Below are 16,074 nucleotides of genomic sequence, written 5' to 3'. Positions count from 1 at the left end.
CTGTTGTAATGCTAAATACGGCTAAATTAATATAGTTATTTGTAAATTTTTACTATAAATAAAGCAGTTTAGTCATTAAGAAAATACGGCCTACGATAACCAAAAATACCTTGTTGTAATAATTTTTGAGCATCGTAACGGCTTTTACTACCAAGCCCTTTTAATACAAAATTCAAACGAATGCTCGAATCAAAAGTGGCTTGGGGTTGCCCAATTGACTGATTTAAATCAGTTTCAATTTGGCGATGGCCAGTAATTTGGAACGCCCAACAGCACGATTCATACTGTAATCCACTCAATACTTCAATACTGCGGTTATTATCAAGATCGCGATGGTAACTTGCAATAAATTGCCACTCGTCACTGATAGGGATGCTTGTAAATAAGCCCGCTTGCTCGATTGTATTTCCTGAGACATCATTTGCATAGCGATGGTTCAATTGAACCAGCTGATTATCGTCACCTTTATAGTCTAAGGTTAAATTTGACTGGATAATTTGCTTGCCATCCGTGTCGTACTGAATACCACCCGATAAATACCAGCGGCGGTGCCAATGTAACATGGTTTGCGCTGCAAACAAGGCATTGTAGTTACTACCGCTATTAAGTCCTTGCTCTGTAGGCTTGGCTGAATCACTTAAATAAAATATTTGGCCTGCGCTGAAGTTAAATACTTCTTCATTTTTCTTATCAAATAAACGCGTTGTAGCCCCTAATGTAAATTGATTAGCTGCGGCAATTCGGTCAACACTTGAAAAACGCGCATCCCTGAATAAACCAAAAAAGTCATCTTGTAACTTGGTGGTATCGTATAAGCCAATGTCAGACTGATCTTTATTAGGCGTATATAAATACTGAATTTGTGGCTCTAGAGTTTGAATACCATCGTCAATAAAAATTGAGGTGTCGCGCTCAAAGTTAAGCTGAGAATATAAGCGCACTTTAGGCAAAGTACGCGAAACATTATCGCTATACTGTGTACCCTGTAAATCACCGTCTTGTTTATAGTTAGTTTGCAATAAGCTCACTTCAGATAAAAATGACCAGGCATACTCTTTGTAATCAAAGCGTGCTTTAGGTTCGATGTGCACGCGAGTAGCTTGGTCAATTACCGCAGAGCTGTTAGTAAAATGGCTCAGCTCGCCTGAAACACTAAAATCGAAATAATCAATTTTCCAAGGGGTGGTTTGGGTAAAGCTAATTTGTGGTAACGCCGTGTATGATTCTAAGTGGTCACCGAGTACTTCAAAGTTTTGCATCTTTATATCAGTACGCCACATTTCGCCCATATGGGTTAGCGAGCCGGTACGATAAAGCTGCGTATCGGTTTTACTTGCATAGGTTGAGTTTAAATCAGTGAGGTAGTTATCATCACTAACATTGGTAATATCAATACTGGCTCGCCAGTCTTCACCAATATAACTTTTTTGTTGCCAATGAAACAAAAAACGCTCGTTAAGCTCAGGCTCTGAGTCATCTTTATTTAAATATTCTACAGCCACTAAACCTTGGTGCTCTGGGGTTAAATATCTAAATTCAGTTTGTAATTGTAGCCCCTTACGTGACATATAACGCGGGGTAATAGTGGCATCATAATTAGGGGCAATATTCCAATAATAAGGCGTAATCGTTTCTAATCCATAGCGATCTGAACTTGAAAAGCTGGGCGTTAATAAGCCTGACTTACGGCGCTCATCGAGTGGGAAAGTAAAATAAGGTAAATAGAGTACCGGCGTATCTAAAATACGTAGCACGGCATTGTAGGTTTCGCCCCAGCCTTCTTCACGTGATAAGTTTATTTCATCGGCTTCAATAGCCCACACAGGCGTATTACCTGGACACGCAGTAAAGCTTGCATTCATCAGCATTAAGCCAGACTTATCGACGGTGAGCTTTTCCGCGCCGCCTTTGCCTTGTTGTTGTGTTAGGCTATATTGTGCGCCTAATAAACTAAATGCTGAGTTATTTAAATCGGCATTTAAGCCCGAACTTTGTACGTGGCTTACATAATCGCGATAGGTAATTGGGCCAGTGGCATTAAGCAGGCCACGTTGTTTATCAATAAGTGCTGATTGTGCGGACAAACTCATGTTAACGGTGTTAATATCAACATTGCCAGTAAATTCAGCGCTTTGCGTTCCTAAAAGCTCAACGTCATCAGCGCTGATATCAACCGTTCCAAGCTCAAGGCCAGCAAGCGGTTGCCAAGCTCTGGTTTGCATTGAAGTGCCACAAAAATTGTGTGTCAGTTCAGTTTCGGCAAGCGATGGTGCGCTCAGTACGCTTAGCATCAAAATGCCCCAGGTTTTGCTCATTTATCGACCTTTATGCTCTGTGATTAGTTACAAGCTATACATAATAAAGGAAAACAATGGCAAAGTAATTAGTGAAAAATAGATAGCTTATAAAATGACACGCTTTGAGAGTTTACAACAGTTTATTAATACTCACTTTAGTGAGCAATCCTATGCGCTTAATGCAATAACTGCAGATGCCAGTTTTCGCCGTTATTATAGGTTAAACGCTGAAAATAAAAACTTTATTGTGATGGACTCCGATCCAAAAAAAGTTAACAACGTCCCTTATATTGCATTAAACAAGGTGTTTTCTGAGCAGGGGTTTTTATTGCCATCCATTATTCATAGTGACGAGCAGCAAGGTTTTTTTATTCTAAGTGATTTAGGTAGCACCCATTTAGCTGACTTGCTTGATGATGCCAATCGCAGCGAGTATTACCAGCAACTGATCAGTTTAAGTGCCAAGTGGGCAAAAACTCCAGCTGCGCCGTCAATGAATCCGTATGACCGTGACTTTATTGCATTAGAGTTGGATATTTTTAAAAATTGGCTGGTTAATGATTTTATTAGCGCAGAGCTCAGCGCTGAGCAGCAACAGACTTGGCAAACAAGTACAGCGCTGCTAATAAATACACTGCTTGAGCAACCCACAGTCACAATGCACCGCGATTATCACAGTCGGAATATTATGCGCTGCGAGCAGCAATGGGCGATTATTGATTATCAAGACGCGGTACAAGGTCCGTTATGTTATGACTTAGTCTCACTTTTAAGAGACTGCTACTTTAAATTGCCTAAAGACGAGCTGAATCATTTACTTGAGTTTGGTTACGACGAATTTAAACGCCAAGGTTTAATAGCTAACGAGTCATTTGCAGAATTTAAATATTGGTTTGATTTAACGGGTTTACAACGCCATTTAAAAGCGGCGGGTATTTTTTGTCGTTTATATTTGCGTGATGGTAAACAAGGTTACTTAGCAAACATACTCCCTACACTTGAATACGTAATAGAGGTGGCGGCACAATACCCTGAGCTTAGCGACTTATCGGCTTTGATAAAAACTAGCGTGGTGCCAAAGGTGCAACAGCGGTTAAAAGAGGAACAACCATGAAGGCGATGATATTAGCCGCTGGGCGCGGTAAACGTATGATGCCGCTCACCGCACAGTTACCTAAGCCTATGTTATGTGTAGCGGGAAAACCACTGATTGAGCATCATATTATGCGCCTAAAGGCTGCAGGTATTACTCAAATAATAATTAACCTTGCGTGGCAAGGAGATAAAATAAAAACCTATTTTGCTGATGGGCGCGCGTGGGGCGTGACTATAACCTATAGCCAAGAAGTGACGGGCGGGCTTGAAACCGCAGGCGGTATTATTCAAGCACTTCCCTTATTAGGGGAGTCATTTATTGTGATTAATGGCGATGTTTACAGTGACTATGATGTCAGTGCATTAATGCAGCTACATTTACAGCCTAAAGAGGCGCACATTGTATTGGTTGAAAACCCTGCGCATAATCCTGATGGCGATTTTACACTGAGCCACTTACCGACAAGTAGCCTGCGGTATACCTTTTCAGGCATAGGGCGCTATCAAGCTGACTTTTTTGAGGGGCTAGCCCCAGGCATTCGGCCATTAGGCCCTTTGCTACGTGAAAAATTAAATGAACATTTAGTCTCCACTGAACTCTATATTGGCCAATGGGACGATGTAGGAACGCCAGAGCGCTTATCGGCTCTTAACCAACAACTAGCGCCATAAGCTAAATATAAAACATTAGAGGTAAGTTTTAAAATGTGGGGAAAAATTCTCGGTTTCTGTTTTGGTTTTATGTTTGGCAAAATATTTGGTGCCATTTTAGGCTTATACCTAGGCCATATGTTTGATAAAAGCTTAAAAAAAGACTTTGATAAAGCTGGCGGCTTTTCTAACCTTTTTAAGGGCGATGATGTTAACGAACGCCAAGCGTTGTTTTTTTCGAGTTGCTTTGCGGTAATGGGGCATATTGCCAAGTCGAATGGCCGTGTTAGCGAAACCCACATTAAAGCAGCGACGCTGTTTATGGATGAAATGGGCTTAAAAGGCGAAGAGCGCCGTGAAGCGCAGCAGGCGTTTCAATCGGGTAAAGACAGCGACTTTTCTCTCAAAGACACGGTTTATGACTTTAAAGAACGTTTTGCTAAACGTTACGATTTACTGCAGTTATTTTTAGAAATTCAAATCCAGATGGCGTTTTCTGACGGGGTACTTGCTGCACAAGAAAAGCAATTATTACAAGAAGTTAGTAAGCAGCTAGGTGTGTCTAAAGCACACTTTGCCTTTGTATTAAAACGTTATCAAGCAGAGTTTAACTTTAGGCAGCAACAACAGCGTTTTAAACAGCAGCAAAGCCAAAGTAGCAGCTACCGTGAAGGCTCAGGGCATCATGTACCGCCAAGTAATGATATGAACCGTTCGCAAGCATTGGCCTTATTAGGGTTAAATAAAGACGCATCGCAACGTGATATTAAAGTAGCCTACCGAAAGCTCATGGCTCAGCACCATCCTGATAAGCTCGTATCGCAAGGGTTACCTAAGCATATGATGGAAGTCGCGGTTAAAAAAAGCCAAGATATTCAAGCGGCATACGAGTATTTAAAAAAGGCGGCGTAAAAACCCGTCTATTTCTTTGCTTAGCCGCGCATGTTGCTGCGGCGCATCGCGTAATCCAAACAACTGACGTTGGCGATAATCAAACTTTGCATTTCGGTTAACCCAACGCTGGCGGTTTTTAAGATTCATTAAGATGTCATTACTGTCTGTAGCAAAATAAATATCTAACAAAGCAGGGGCGACCAAAGATGTTATTTGGCTTAACTTTGCATTGCGTTTTGTATTAGGAAGGTAGCTACTTAAACTAATGAAGGCGTTTATTTTTAAGTCTGAAAATTCAGCGTAGTGCTCCAACAACACCCCAGCACTGGTGCCTTGTGCTATAACAACAATATTCTCAGACTCCATCGCAGCTTGTTGGTATAAAGCTTCGTAGCGAGCGACTAGTTTTAATTTATAGTCATCTACCACTTCAGTATTTACTTGTTCAACATAGTCAGCATGATGGGGCTGTTTTTGTGTACTGGTGTCTGGCTTAGTATTGGCGTTGGCTGTTTCATTATTTTTGCCCACAGGATCATTAATCGTTTTTGCTGCATCATCTTGAGCTGCTTGCCAATCAATATCAGGAACTGTCATTGCATAAGAGGTATACCCTTGATTATTCAGCTCTTTACGTAAAAAATTTATGCCTGCATTGTTTGTCGGCGTTGATTGCCAGTCAGGAATAAGTATTACAACACCTCTAAAGTCGGCACTTATATATTCACTGTATAAAGTTAAAAACTCAGTATCACCAGCTAAAATAGGTTTTACTTCATCACTTTGGGCTAGGCGAGAGATATCCGCATCAATATTTTTTGAAAAGGGAGGAGGAGCGATATACTCAGCACTCAGTGCTTGAAAACCGATTAACGTACAGCCAAGCACAAGAGCAGTAATAATGGCTTTAAACATCTGCGGAATAAACATAAATAAGCTTTTTATTTAAATCTTATTCATGTATCGGCGAAGCACGCTTAAAGTTTAGCTATTTACAGTAAATAGCTAAAAGATTAATCCGTGTTAAAACTCGCTCTCAGCTTCAAAAGTAAGTACTTGCTCCGTTACAGGGTGTTTGAGTTGTAGCATTTGTGCATGTAGCTGTAACCGAGGAGCAGCAGCAAGTGCGTCTTTATGGGCGTAGAGGCGATCGCCTAAAATAGGGTGGCCTAAGCTTAGCATGTGCACGCGCAGCTGATGTGAGCGCCCTGTAATAGGAGTAAGCTCTACACGGGTTGCCTGTGCTTCACGTTCAAGCACTTTAAAATGAGTGAGCGAAGGTTTGCCATTGTCATGATCAACCATTTGCTTAGGACGGTTCGGCCAGTCACAAATAAGCGGTAAGTCAACTGAGCCGGTTTCAGTTTCAAGTTGCCCGTAAACACGTGCAATATAACGTTTTGCTGTTTCGCGTTCTTGAAATTGCATACTTAAATGCCGATGAGCGGCTTTGTTCATTGCTAAGCAAAGTATGCCTGAGGTAGCCATATCTAAACGGTGAACAATTTTAGCACTAGGAAAAACACGATTGACGCGATTGATTAAACTATCGGCATGTTTTGGGTCTTTACCTGGGACGGTGAGTAACTCGCTAGGCTTATTTACAATAAGTAAATCATCATCTTGAAACAGTATAGTTAAATACGGGCTCATAGGGGGATTGTAGTTAACTAACACGGCAAACCTCAGTGATTTTGAAGTGCGCTATTTTAGTGGAGCGAGGGCAAAGGCTCAAGTAAAAAGCGCGATATAAATATCGCGCTTTTTTCAATGCACACGCTAGTTGATCTTTAACTAACGACTGACAGCTAGATTCTCTAGTGCGAAACCACAATCAAACGAATCGCATCAAGTTTTAACTGCGCTTTTTCAATATGTGCAGTTAGCTCATTGCGTTGTTTATCGTAAAAGGTAATTTCCTCTTGGCGAATGTTTGGATTAATTTGCTTCAGTGCAACTAATCGCTGTTGCTCTTCGCTTAACGATGTTTGCATTTTTACTAATGACTCGGCACGGATAACATCCAATTTTTGTTGTGCCATGTCTTTTGCGGTGTTGATCATTGGATGAACCGCACTTTGTAATGCACCAGCTAATTTACTCGCAGTTTGACGACCTACCGCAGATAGTTGCTGATTAAAGCCATCAAAACCAACATTTTCACCTAAGTTATTACTGCTCTTATCGAGTAAAATACGAATTGGCGTAGGGGGTAAAAAGCGGCCAACTTGCAGTGCTTTTGGTGCCATGGCTTCGGCAACAAATATTAGCTCAACAAAAAAGGTGCCTGGTGGTAACTTTTTGTTTTTAAGTAACGCCACCGATGAACTACCAAAATCATCATCACAAATCATATCCATAGTGCCTTGCACCATAGGGTGATCCCAACTAATAAAGTGCACATCTTCCTGAGAAAGCGCTGTATCGCGGTCAAAGGTTACTGTCATACCATCGTCTTTTAGCGATGGGAACGAAGCGTTTAACATGTGCTCAGTGGGCTTTAAAATAATGGTGTTTTCACCTTTATCTTCTTGGCTTACACCAAAGGTGTCGAACACGTTGATCATGTAGCTTGGCAGTTCAAACTGGTTGTCGAGCTTTTCAATGTCAGCCACAAGTGAATCAGCAGCACCCTGTCCCGATGAATGTAGCTCTAGCAAGCGATCTCGACCACTTTCCATTTGTTTACGTAATACTGCGTTTTTTTGTGCTACTTGCTCAAGGAGTGGATCTAGCTCATCTTCATCACAATTATGAGCTGCAATGTACTCAAGTAAATCTTCGCTGAACTCTTTATACAGCAACTGCCCAGTGGTTGATGTGCTTTCAAACGCATCTAAGCCTTCGTTATACCAACGCAGTAGTACTTCTTGTGCCGTGTTTTCGAAATAAGGCACGTGAATGTTCACATCTTGTGTTTGCCCTATACGGTCTAATCGACCAATACGTTGCTCAAGTAAATCGGGGTTGAGTGGTAAATCAAATAACACTAAGTGATGTGAGAACTGGAAGTTACGACCTTCTGAACCAATTTCTGAACACAGTAATATTTGTGCGTTATCGTATTCATCGGCAAAGAATGCCGCAGCGCGGTCACGTTCAATAATCGACATGCCCTCGTGGAACACAGAGGCTTTAATTGCTTCGCGTTCACGTAATATTTGCTCAAGGCTAATCGCTGTTTCGGCTTTAGCACAAATAAGAAGTACTTTTTCACGCTTGAGTGTTTTTAGCGTTTCAATTAACCAATCTACGCGAGGGTCAAATAATCCCCAACTTGCGCTTTCACCTTCAAATTCTTGAAATATTTTTTCAGGGAAAAGTGCACGTTGCGCAGTGAGCTCGGCATTTTGAATGCCACTCATATTACCCAGTACGGTCATTGCTGTTTTGTATTGCTTAGGTAATGCCATTGGGTAGGCATGTAATTTACGGCTAGGGTAGCCATCAATGCCACTGCGGCTATTTCTAAATAATATGCGCCCAGTGCCATGGCGATCCAGTAACATATTGAGTATTTCTTTACGTGCAGCAAGGTCGCCTTGTTGGGCTTTTTCAAGGATATCGGTGATATCTGTTTCTTTTAATAGCTCAATTAATGTGGCTTTTGCGCTGTCATCCAGTGCTTGTTCTTGTAATAGCTGATTAGCAGCTTCGGCAACGTCTTTGTAGTTTGCTTCTTCTTCTTTAAAAACGTCATAGTCGTAAAAACGATCTGGGTCGAGCAGTTGTAAACGAGCAAAATGACTACGATGACCCAGTTGATCTGGTGTTGCTGTTAATAAAATTAGCCCAGGAATATCTTGGCTCAGCTCAGCCATACGTTGGTATTCGGCACTGGGTTTATTGTTGTTAATGCTTAAATGATGCGCTTCATCGATTACTAATAAATCCCAGTCGGCCAACGTAGCTTGTTCAAACCAGCGTTTTTTCTTGGTTAAAAACTCAAGGCTAGTAAGTACCAGTTGCTCGGTATCAAATACATTGGGTGAATCAGCAAACGCTTCGTCGCAGCGTTCTTCATCAAAAATTGAAAAACGTAAATTAAAACGGCGTAGCATTTCTACTAACCATTGGTGTTGTAAGTTCTCAGGCACAACAATAAGTACACGGCTGGCACGACCGGTGATAATTTGTTGATGTAAAATCATGCCCGCTTCGATGGTTTTACCTAAGCCTACTTCATCAGAAAGCAATACCCGTGGTGCAAAACGTTTACCGACTTCTTGAGCAATATAAAGCTGATGCGGAATAAGGTTAGCGCGTTGACCGATTAAGCCTTTAAGAGGTGATTGCTGACGTTCAAACTGATGTAACCAGGTTTGATAGCGCAAAGTATACCGATCAAAACGGTCTACTTGGCCTGCAAATAAGCGGTCTTGCGGTTTATTGAACTTGATAAAGTGATCTAAAAAAGTTTCTTTTAATTGTACTTTTTCACCGTTATCAACACGCTCTCCGTGATAGCACAGTAACTCACCCTGCACTTCAATAGACTCGACTTGTAATTCCCATTCTTCAACGCTTCGGATCACATCCCCAGGATTAAATGCTACGCGGGTTACCGGTGCTTCTGCAGAAGAATAAACACGGTTTTCACCACTGGCAGGAAATAAAATACTGACCTGGCGGCCATCAATGGCAACAACGGTGCCCAATCCTAAATCTGACTCTGTGTCACTTATCCAACGCTGACCTAAGGAAAAATTCATGTATGTCTCGTCTATGAAGAAAAAGGCGGCTATGTTACCTGTTAGATAACACCACTGCAAGGCGCTATTTGCCTGACTTTTAATTAATTTTATAAGTATGAATTATTACCAACCCAAAGCGCTCATTAGTGCGTCGATTTTGTGGAAAATTCAAACTAAATGATATTTGTCATAAAACAGACTTTTATGACAAATAGACTAAACTCAAATTATATCTAAGTAATTAATCAAGTTTATTAGTAACCACTGATTAGTTTATTGGGTATAGCATAAAAATCATAAAACGTAAGGAAAGTACTATGGGAAAAGCTTCAAATTTTGATAGTAAAATGTATGTGCTAGATACCAATGTATTACTTCACGAACCCCTCGCGTATTTGTCATTCCAAGAGCACCAAGTGGTTATCCCAATGACCGTATTGGAAGAACTTGATCATATAAAAGATAGAAAACACGATGTGAGCCGCGATGCGCGAGTGGCTATTCGTGGCCTTGATGGGGTGTTGAGTCAGGCAACTCCCGAACAAATGCTACAAGGTGTGGCGCTGCCAAAGAATAAAAAAGGCGGATCGACAGGCAGCTTAATTATTGTAAACGACCATTTATTTGCCGATTCTATTTCTGGTTTGCCGGGCAATGAAAACGACCATCGTATTATTAATTGTGCGGTGCATTTACAAAACCAGCATAGCGATAAAAAAGTCATATTAGTAACTAAAGATATTAACATGCGCTTAAAAGCCAAAGGGGCGGGGCTTAAATATGTTGAAGACTATCGTACTGATCAGTTAATTGACGATATTGATTTACTCACCAGTGGTTATAAAAAAATTGAGGGCGATTTTTGGCAGCACGTCGGTCAGTGTAATACTGAGCAACACGGACGCGAAACAGTTCATCATATCCCTAAAGATTTAATTCCTGATGTGTTTTGTAATGAATATTTACTTGATGATGGCGATCAGTTTGCCGCTAGAGTTAAATCGTATGATGGTGAGCATATTACCATTAAAGATATTGGTGCAGAGCGGTTGATGCATCAAAGTGCATGGGGAATAAAACCAAAAAATATTTACCAAGCAATGGCTCTTGATGCCTTGCTCGACACGTCTATTGAGCTTGTTATTTTAACCGGCCCAGCGGGATGTGGTAAAACTTTACTGGCACTTGCGTGTGCGCTAGAAATGGTGATTGAAAAAGGTATTTACGACAAAGTCATTGTAACCCGTAATACCCCTGAAATTGCAGAATCAATTGGCTTTTTGCCTGGTACCGAGGAAGAAAAAATGGCGCCTTGGTTGGCTGCCATAACCGATACCTTAGAAGTGCTGCATAAAGGTGATGAAAACCCAATTTCGAGCCGTAATTACATTATGGAAAAAGCCAACATTCAGTTTAAGTCGGTGAATTTTATGCGCGGACGCAGTATTCAAAATGCGGTGGTGATTTTAGATGAAAGCCAAAACTTAACGGCTTCTCAGCTAAAAACTATTATTACTCGTTGTGGGGAAGGAACAAAACTAATTTGTACTGGGAATTTAGCTCAAATAGACAGTAATTATTTAACGGCGGTTACTTCGGGGCTTACCTATATTGTAGAGCGGTTTAAACATTTTGAAGGTGGTGCTACCGTAAATCTTAATGGGGTAGTACGCAGTCGACTGGCTTCGTTCGCCGAGGAAAATTTATAACTTGCGCTTAACATCTTGGCTCTATAGTCTACAGTTTTATTTTTGAGCTAATAATTAGGTAGGTCGTTGAATTTTTTACCGCTAAAACATTATCATCGCTCTGTTTTTGTGGCGTTAGCAATCCCTTTATTGGTGGCCTCTTTTTTGTGTTTGCATTTTTATGATATAAAAATGGACCGTGCAATAACAAAAAAGACCACCGATTTTAGTGCGTTATCGGCGCAGCTTGACCATGATATGCAAGCCATGGACGATTTACTTAATGCGATGTTTATAATGTATGACAAACACGCCCCACAACCAGCGAATCAGGCCTTCACAAAAAACATTAATCAATACGAGCATTATTATTATAGCCAGGTAGCACATTTTAATGGCGAAATAGTAGGAAAAGGCCAATTCAGCTATTCCGAACAGGCATTATCTCGCTGGCAAAAAGTCATGTCGCTGGCTCCGTCTTTCAACACTGCCTTAGCGCTGCTGTCGTCGCTGCATTCTGTAGCCTATGTTGATGAGCGCGGCTTTGCTTATTTAGCTCGGCGTAACAATACACAAAGTTATATTTTAACGCAGGTGCTTAATGGCGATTTTAAACCCTTACCTTCAGCGAACACACTCACTTCAAGTGCCGTTATTAAAGTAGACAATAACGCATATTTTGCAGTTGGCCGACAGCGAGAGCTTAACTCCTCAGATTATATTGTTTTAATATATGACTTACAGGCTATCTCTAGTTGGTTGAAAAAAATAACCTCAAAGCAAGGCGAGTATGTTTTTATCAACCAAGAGAATGAAATTATTGCCAGTTCACAGCAGCCAATTAATCAAGCCATAAAGTTATCGACCTATTGGCCTAATATTAAAAGCCCCTCACAAAAGAGTAATGCGCGAGCAGACTCATTATTTTTAATTCAACCTTCAAAAAAGAACCCTATTCATCTGGCGTTTCTTGCTGACAAGCACACCCTCTCAAGCGGTATCGTGTATGAAGTATTGATAGAGTTTATTTTGTTAGTCTTATTTTTATGTTTGATGTTTTACATCTTTTTTTGGTTAAGCAAACGTATATTTATCAAACCTATGACCGAGTTGATACGTTATTTAGAGCATCATAACGATGACAATAGCGGGTATTTAAATTACCAAATACCGTTAAACTGGCAACCTTGGTTTGCGCGGGTAAAAGCTATTTTTTCGAAAAATGAGCACTTAGTTATTTCTTTGCAAAATGCTAATCAAAAGTTAGATGATCAAGTGCGGCAACAATCGCAAAAGCTAAAACATAGCGACCAAGCAAAAGAGCGTCATTTAGCGTTATTAAACACAGTACTTAATAGCGTGCCTGATTTTATTTATTTTAAAAATACAGAAGGCATTTTTTTAGGCTGTAATAAAGCGTTTGAGTTGTTTATTGGAAAAACTCAAGGTGAACTCCTTGGGCAGCAAATACACAACATAAGTAACGAGTATGAACAAATTAGTTTGCTGGAATATCAAGTATTACAGCATAAAATGCAAATTCAGCAGCGCATAGATGTTGCTGAGCGAACTTATCAGTTAACCATTGCTCCCTTTTACAATGAACAGCAGCAATTATTAGGAACTATGGGGGTTGGCCGTGATATTACAGAACAACAACATACTTTGTATGCATTAAAAGAGTCTGAATCTATATTTAGAAGCGCAATTGAATTTGCCGCAAATGGGGTGTTTTTACTGTCGCTTGAGTACGCTATTTTACAAGTAAACAAAGCCGCACGAAAATTATTTTCCAAGCATGATAAATTAACCGATACTCCTTTTTATGCGCTTTTTAATAATACACAATGGAAGAAGCTTGAAGCGTTACTACAGCAATTATTAAATAATAAAAAAAGGGTGTTTCACTTAACCTTGGCTCATACCCGATTAAATGCCTGGTTACAGTTGAGTATGTCGTTAATTTGGAATGAAAATAGCCAGCCGCTTTATTATGTTATTCATATTCAAGATGTTACAGAGCTTACCAAAGCCAAAGATGATGCAGAGCGTGCCACGTTAGCTAAAAGCCGTTTTATTGCTAATTTAAGCCACGAAATACGCACCCCCCTCAATGCCGTGTTGGGGTTATTGGATATGCTCGCAGAGCACGGGTTAACGCAGCGGCAAATTCAACAAACTAGCCAAGCAAAATATGCGGCTAATAATTTGTTGCAGATGCTAAATAGTATGCTTGATTTTGCCCGCGTTGAAAGTAAAGAAGCAACACTGCAATTAGCGCCATTGTGCTTAGTTGATTTGATTGACACCTGCGAAAGTTTAATTTTACCTTTATGCCAAACAAAACAGATACAGCTAAAAATCGACATAGACTCGCAAATTTCTCCATTTTTAGTCGGCGATACAATTCGTTTGCAACAAGTATTAGGTAACTTACTTACCAATGCCGTTAAGTTTACCAATAAAGGCAGTGTGACATTAAAAATGACATTACAGCCGAGCCAGGGCGATAAAGAGCAGCGTATTTGTTTTCAGGTTATCGATACAGGAGTGGGGATTGCTCAAGCGGATCAACGCCGTTTATTTGATGCCTTTACACAAGGTGATGAATCATCTACTCGCTTGCATCAAGGGGTTGGCTTAGGGCTGGCAATTGTAAAGCATAGTGTGGCATTAATGGGAGGTGAAATTGCACTCAGTAGTGATAAAGGCCATGGCTGTCATTTTTACTTCACGCTTGATTTAGCGACAGATACCGAGAAATCAGCAAGCTTTACAGATAGACTATTACTGATCACCAGCGCGAAGAGTCAGTTGCTTAATCAGGTTATTACCGCGCATCCTTTTTTCAATAATCAAGCTCTTGAAATAGTCGTAACTGATCCTGATTGTTTGCAACAGGCGCATACCATTGTAATCGATGCTGATGACGTACCTGCCTTTCTCACGTCAGCAATAAAAGCAGTATTACACACTCGTACTACTTCACTCATCGTTATAGCGCACTCGCAACCGAGTCAGCTTTCAATAAATGACTCTTTTATTAGCCAGTATTTACCGCGCAGTGCACTGGCGCAGCGGTTACTTAGTTTAACCCCTGAAAAGTTAAAGAAAGTAACTCAATATAAAGCGGATAAACCACAGGAAGAAATAGCGGGAACCTTAGTATTAGCCATAGATGATAACCCGCTCAACCTCGATATTATTAGCAGTATATTGTGTAAAGCCGAAGTGAATGTTGTGACTGCTAGTGATGCTAAACAGGGGGTTGAATGGGTGAATATATTGCGCCCCGATTTGGTTTTAATGGATATTCAAATGCCGGGTATTGATGGCTATCAAGCAACCCAAATAATACGCCAACAGTTTGACGCCCAGCAATTGCCTATTTTTGCATTAACTGCACATTGTGAGCCTGCCGATATTGCACGCTCATTGAATAGTGGTATGAATAAACATTTAACTAAGCCCGTGGTTGCGCCTATTTTATTGGCATCGATAGCTGATTTAGGCATATCTAAGCCTTGCTTTTTTGATAAAACCTTCGCTTTGACACAGTTCAATAATGATGAGAAGCTATTGCAAAGCATGCTTACTAAGTTAGCGGTGTTAAATGAGTCATATTCAGCTGAGCTTCAAAAAGACATACCTACTATTGAAATGGTACGCTTAGTGCATAGTCTAAAAGGGATAGCAGGAAACTTAGGGTTTAACCGATTATTATTATGTGCTCAACATACTGAGCAATTATTAAAAGTGGGCGACAAGAACGCCAATGCTGCAATTAAAGAGCTGATAATACAGTTAAAACAAGTTCATATTTTTATAAAAATTTTAGATGTAAGCAATGATAAATAAAGCAAAAATATTAATTGTAGATGACGATGCGCATAACCGAATCATTTTAGAAAAAACCTTAAGCGATGAGCATGATGTTTACTTAGTGACAAGCGGTGAAGACGCGCTGGAGTTTGTTAAACACACGCAAATAGACTTAATCATTTTAGATATCATGATGCCTGGTATGAATGGTTATGAAGTGCTCGTACAGCTAAAAGAGAACAGTATAAGTCAGGCTATTCCTATTATTTTTATCTCTGCAAACAACCGTCATGAAGATGAGGCAAAGGGGCTAGAGCTCGGCGCAATGGATTATATTGGTAAGCCATTTAGTGCCGCTATTGTGAAAGTTAGAGTGCGGAACCAGCTATTAATTAAGCAAAAAAATGATTTGCTAGAAATGCTTGCCTCTATTGATGGCTTAACAGAAATACCTAATAGACGTTATTTAGATGAGAACTTAGAAAGAGAGTGGCGTAGAAGTAAGCGTAACCACTCTCCTTTGTGCGTTTTACTCATAGATATTGATCATTTTAAACGTTATAACGACTACTATGGCCACCGAGCTGGAGACGAATGTTTAAAAACAGTGGCAAAAACGTTAGCCACGCAATGTGAGCGTGGCGGTGATTTTATTGCGCGTTACGGCGGTGAAGAATTTGTGGCCGTATTACCAGAAACCAATCAGCAAGGTGCAATTGCTTTTGCCAACAAGTTACGTAACGCCGTTAATGATTTGAATATTGAACATAATGCGTCTTTAAACGCTACACACGTCACCATTAGCATCGGTATTGCTTCTAGTGAGAGTAGCCAAGCTTACACTGAAAAAGCATTGTTAGAAGAAGCTGACTCCGGTTTGTATAATGCGAAAAAGTTAGGGCGCAATCAAATTAGCGCCCAATAAATGTTGTA

Annotated in this window: 10 protein-coding genes; 6 read left to right on the top strand and 4 right to left on the bottom strand. The window is 40.4% G+C overall.

Annotation, left to right across the window (positions count from 1 at the left end):
- Positions 1-68 precede the first annotated feature (68 nt).
- Positions 69-2,315: an LPS assembly protein LptD gene (gene lptD, locus LOC50_RS11470; protein WP_138564017.1), complete on the bottom strand. Its 2,247-nt coding sequence runs from the start codon at positions 2,313-2,315 to the stop codon at positions 69-71.
- 94 nt (positions 2,316-2,409) lie between these two features.
- Here lptD and LOC50_RS11465 point away from each other — a divergent pair, with 94 nt between their 5' ends.
- From LOC50_RS11465 to djlA, 3 genes are read left to right on the top strand one after another with little or no spacing between them, the layout of a single operon-like run.
- Positions 2,410-3,411, top strand: coding sequence for an aminoglycoside phosphotransferase family protein (locus LOC50_RS11465; RefSeq protein WP_138564019.1), 1,002 nt, complete (start codon positions 2,410-2,412; stop codon positions 3,409-3,411).
- Positions 3,408-4,064, top strand: coding sequence for an N-acetylmuramate alpha-1-phosphate uridylyltransferase MurU (murU, locus tag LOC50_RS11460; protein ID WP_036980213.1), 657 nt, complete (start codon positions 3,408-3,410; stop codon positions 4,062-4,064). Before LOC50_RS11465 ends, murU begins: the two co-directional genes overlap by 4 nt.
- Before the next feature lie 33 nt (positions 4,065-4,097).
- The gene (djlA, locus tag LOC50_RS11455; protein ID WP_008113211.1) at positions 4,098-4,955 is read left to right on the top strand and encodes a co-chaperone DjlA; all 858 of its coding nucleotides are present in this window, start codon (positions 4,098-4,100) and stop codon (positions 4,953-4,955) included.
- On the opposite strand, the gene LOC50_RS11450 is transcribed toward djlA, so the two are convergent.
- From LOC50_RS11450 to rapA, 3 genes are all read right to left on the bottom strand, one after another.
- The gene (locus LOC50_RS11450) at positions 4,938-5,867 is read right to left on the bottom strand and encodes a DUF3530 family protein (protein WP_250653244.1); all 930 of its coding nucleotides are present in this window, start codon (positions 5,865-5,867) and stop codon (positions 4,938-4,940) included. The two genes, djlA and LOC50_RS11450, sit on opposite strands and share 18 nt — an antisense overlap.
- A gap of 93 nt (positions 5,868-5,960) precedes the next feature.
- Positions 5,961-6,614 carry a bifunctional tRNA pseudouridine(32) synthase/23S rRNA pseudouridine(746) synthase RluA gene (gene rluA, locus LOC50_RS11445; protein WP_028835629.1) on the bottom strand — a complete coding sequence of 218 codons (654 nt, stop codon included), beginning with the start codon at positions 6,612-6,614 and terminating at the stop codon, positions 5,961-5,963.
- Positions 6,615-6,754: 140 nt separating this feature from the next.
- A complete protein-coding gene (gene rapA, locus LOC50_RS11440; protein WP_250653243.1) occupies positions 6,755-9,649 on the bottom strand; it encodes an RNA polymerase-associated protein RapA in 2,895 nt (964 codons plus the stop codon).
- Positions 9,650-9,948: 299 nt separating this feature from the next.
- Here rapA and LOC50_RS11435 point away from each other — a divergent pair, with 299 nt between their 5' ends.
- The 3 genes from LOC50_RS11435 to LOC50_RS11425 all read left to right on the top strand — a co-directional run bounded on the left by LOC50_RS11435 (position 9,949) and on the right by LOC50_RS11425 (position 16,066).
- Positions 9,949-11,340: a PhoH family protein gene (locus tag LOC50_RS11435; RefSeq protein WP_069439845.1), complete on the top strand. Its 1,392-nt coding sequence runs from the start codon at positions 9,949-9,951 to the stop codon at positions 11,338-11,340.
- Positions 11,341-11,406: 66 nt separating this feature from the next.
- A complete protein-coding gene (locus LOC50_RS11430; RefSeq protein WP_250653242.1) occupies positions 11,407-15,177 on the top strand; it encodes a PAS domain-containing hybrid sensor histidine kinase/response regulator in 3,771 nt (1,256 codons plus the stop codon).
- A complete protein-coding gene (locus tag LOC50_RS11425; RefSeq protein ID WP_036980207.1) occupies positions 15,167-16,066 on the top strand; it encodes a GGDEF domain-containing response regulator in 900 nt (299 codons plus the stop codon). Before LOC50_RS11430 ends, LOC50_RS11425 begins: the two co-directional genes overlap by 11 nt.
- Positions 16,067-16,074: the final 8 nt, after the last annotated feature.

Source organism: Pseudoalteromonas sp. SCSIO 43095 (assembly GCF_023650455.1).
Classification (GTDB): Bacteria; Pseudomonadota; Gammaproteobacteria; order Enterobacterales; family Alteromonadaceae; genus Pseudoalteromonas; species Pseudoalteromonas tetraodonis.
Note: the sequence above shows the minus strand (reverse complement) of the source record. Positions and strands in the feature narration are given on the sequence as shown.

Bases quoted from the DNA above. Each gene is read 5' to 3' on its own strand.
- lptD (WP_138564017.1), bottom strand. From the start codon at position 2,315: ATGAGCAAAACCTGGGGCATTTTGATGCTAAGCGTACTGAGCGCACCA.
- LOC50_RS11465 (WP_138564019.1), top strand. From the start codon at position 2,410: ATGACACGCTTTGAGAGTTTACAACAGTTTATTAATACTCACTTTAGT.
- murU (WP_036980213.1), top strand. From the start codon at position 3,408: ATGAAGGCGATGATATTAGCCGCTGGGCGCGGTAAACGTATGATGCCG.
- djlA (WP_008113211.1), top strand. From the start codon at position 4,098: ATGTGGGGAAAAATTCTCGGTTTCTGTTTTGGTTTTATGTTTGGCAAA.
- LOC50_RS11450 (WP_250653244.1), bottom strand. From the start codon at position 5,867: ATGTTTATTCCGCAGATGTTTAAAGCCATTATTACTGCTCTTGTGCTT.
- rapA (WP_250653243.1), bottom strand. From the start codon at position 9,649: ATGAATTTTTCCTTAGGTCAGCGTTGGATAAGTGACACAGAGTCAGAT.
- LOC50_RS11435 (WP_069439845.1), top strand. From the start codon at position 9,949: ATGGGAAAAGCTTCAAATTTTGATAGTAAAATGTATGTGCTAGATACC.
- LOC50_RS11425 (WP_036980207.1), top strand. From the start codon at position 15,167: ATGATAAATAAAGCAAAAATATTAATTGTAGATGACGATGCGCATAAC.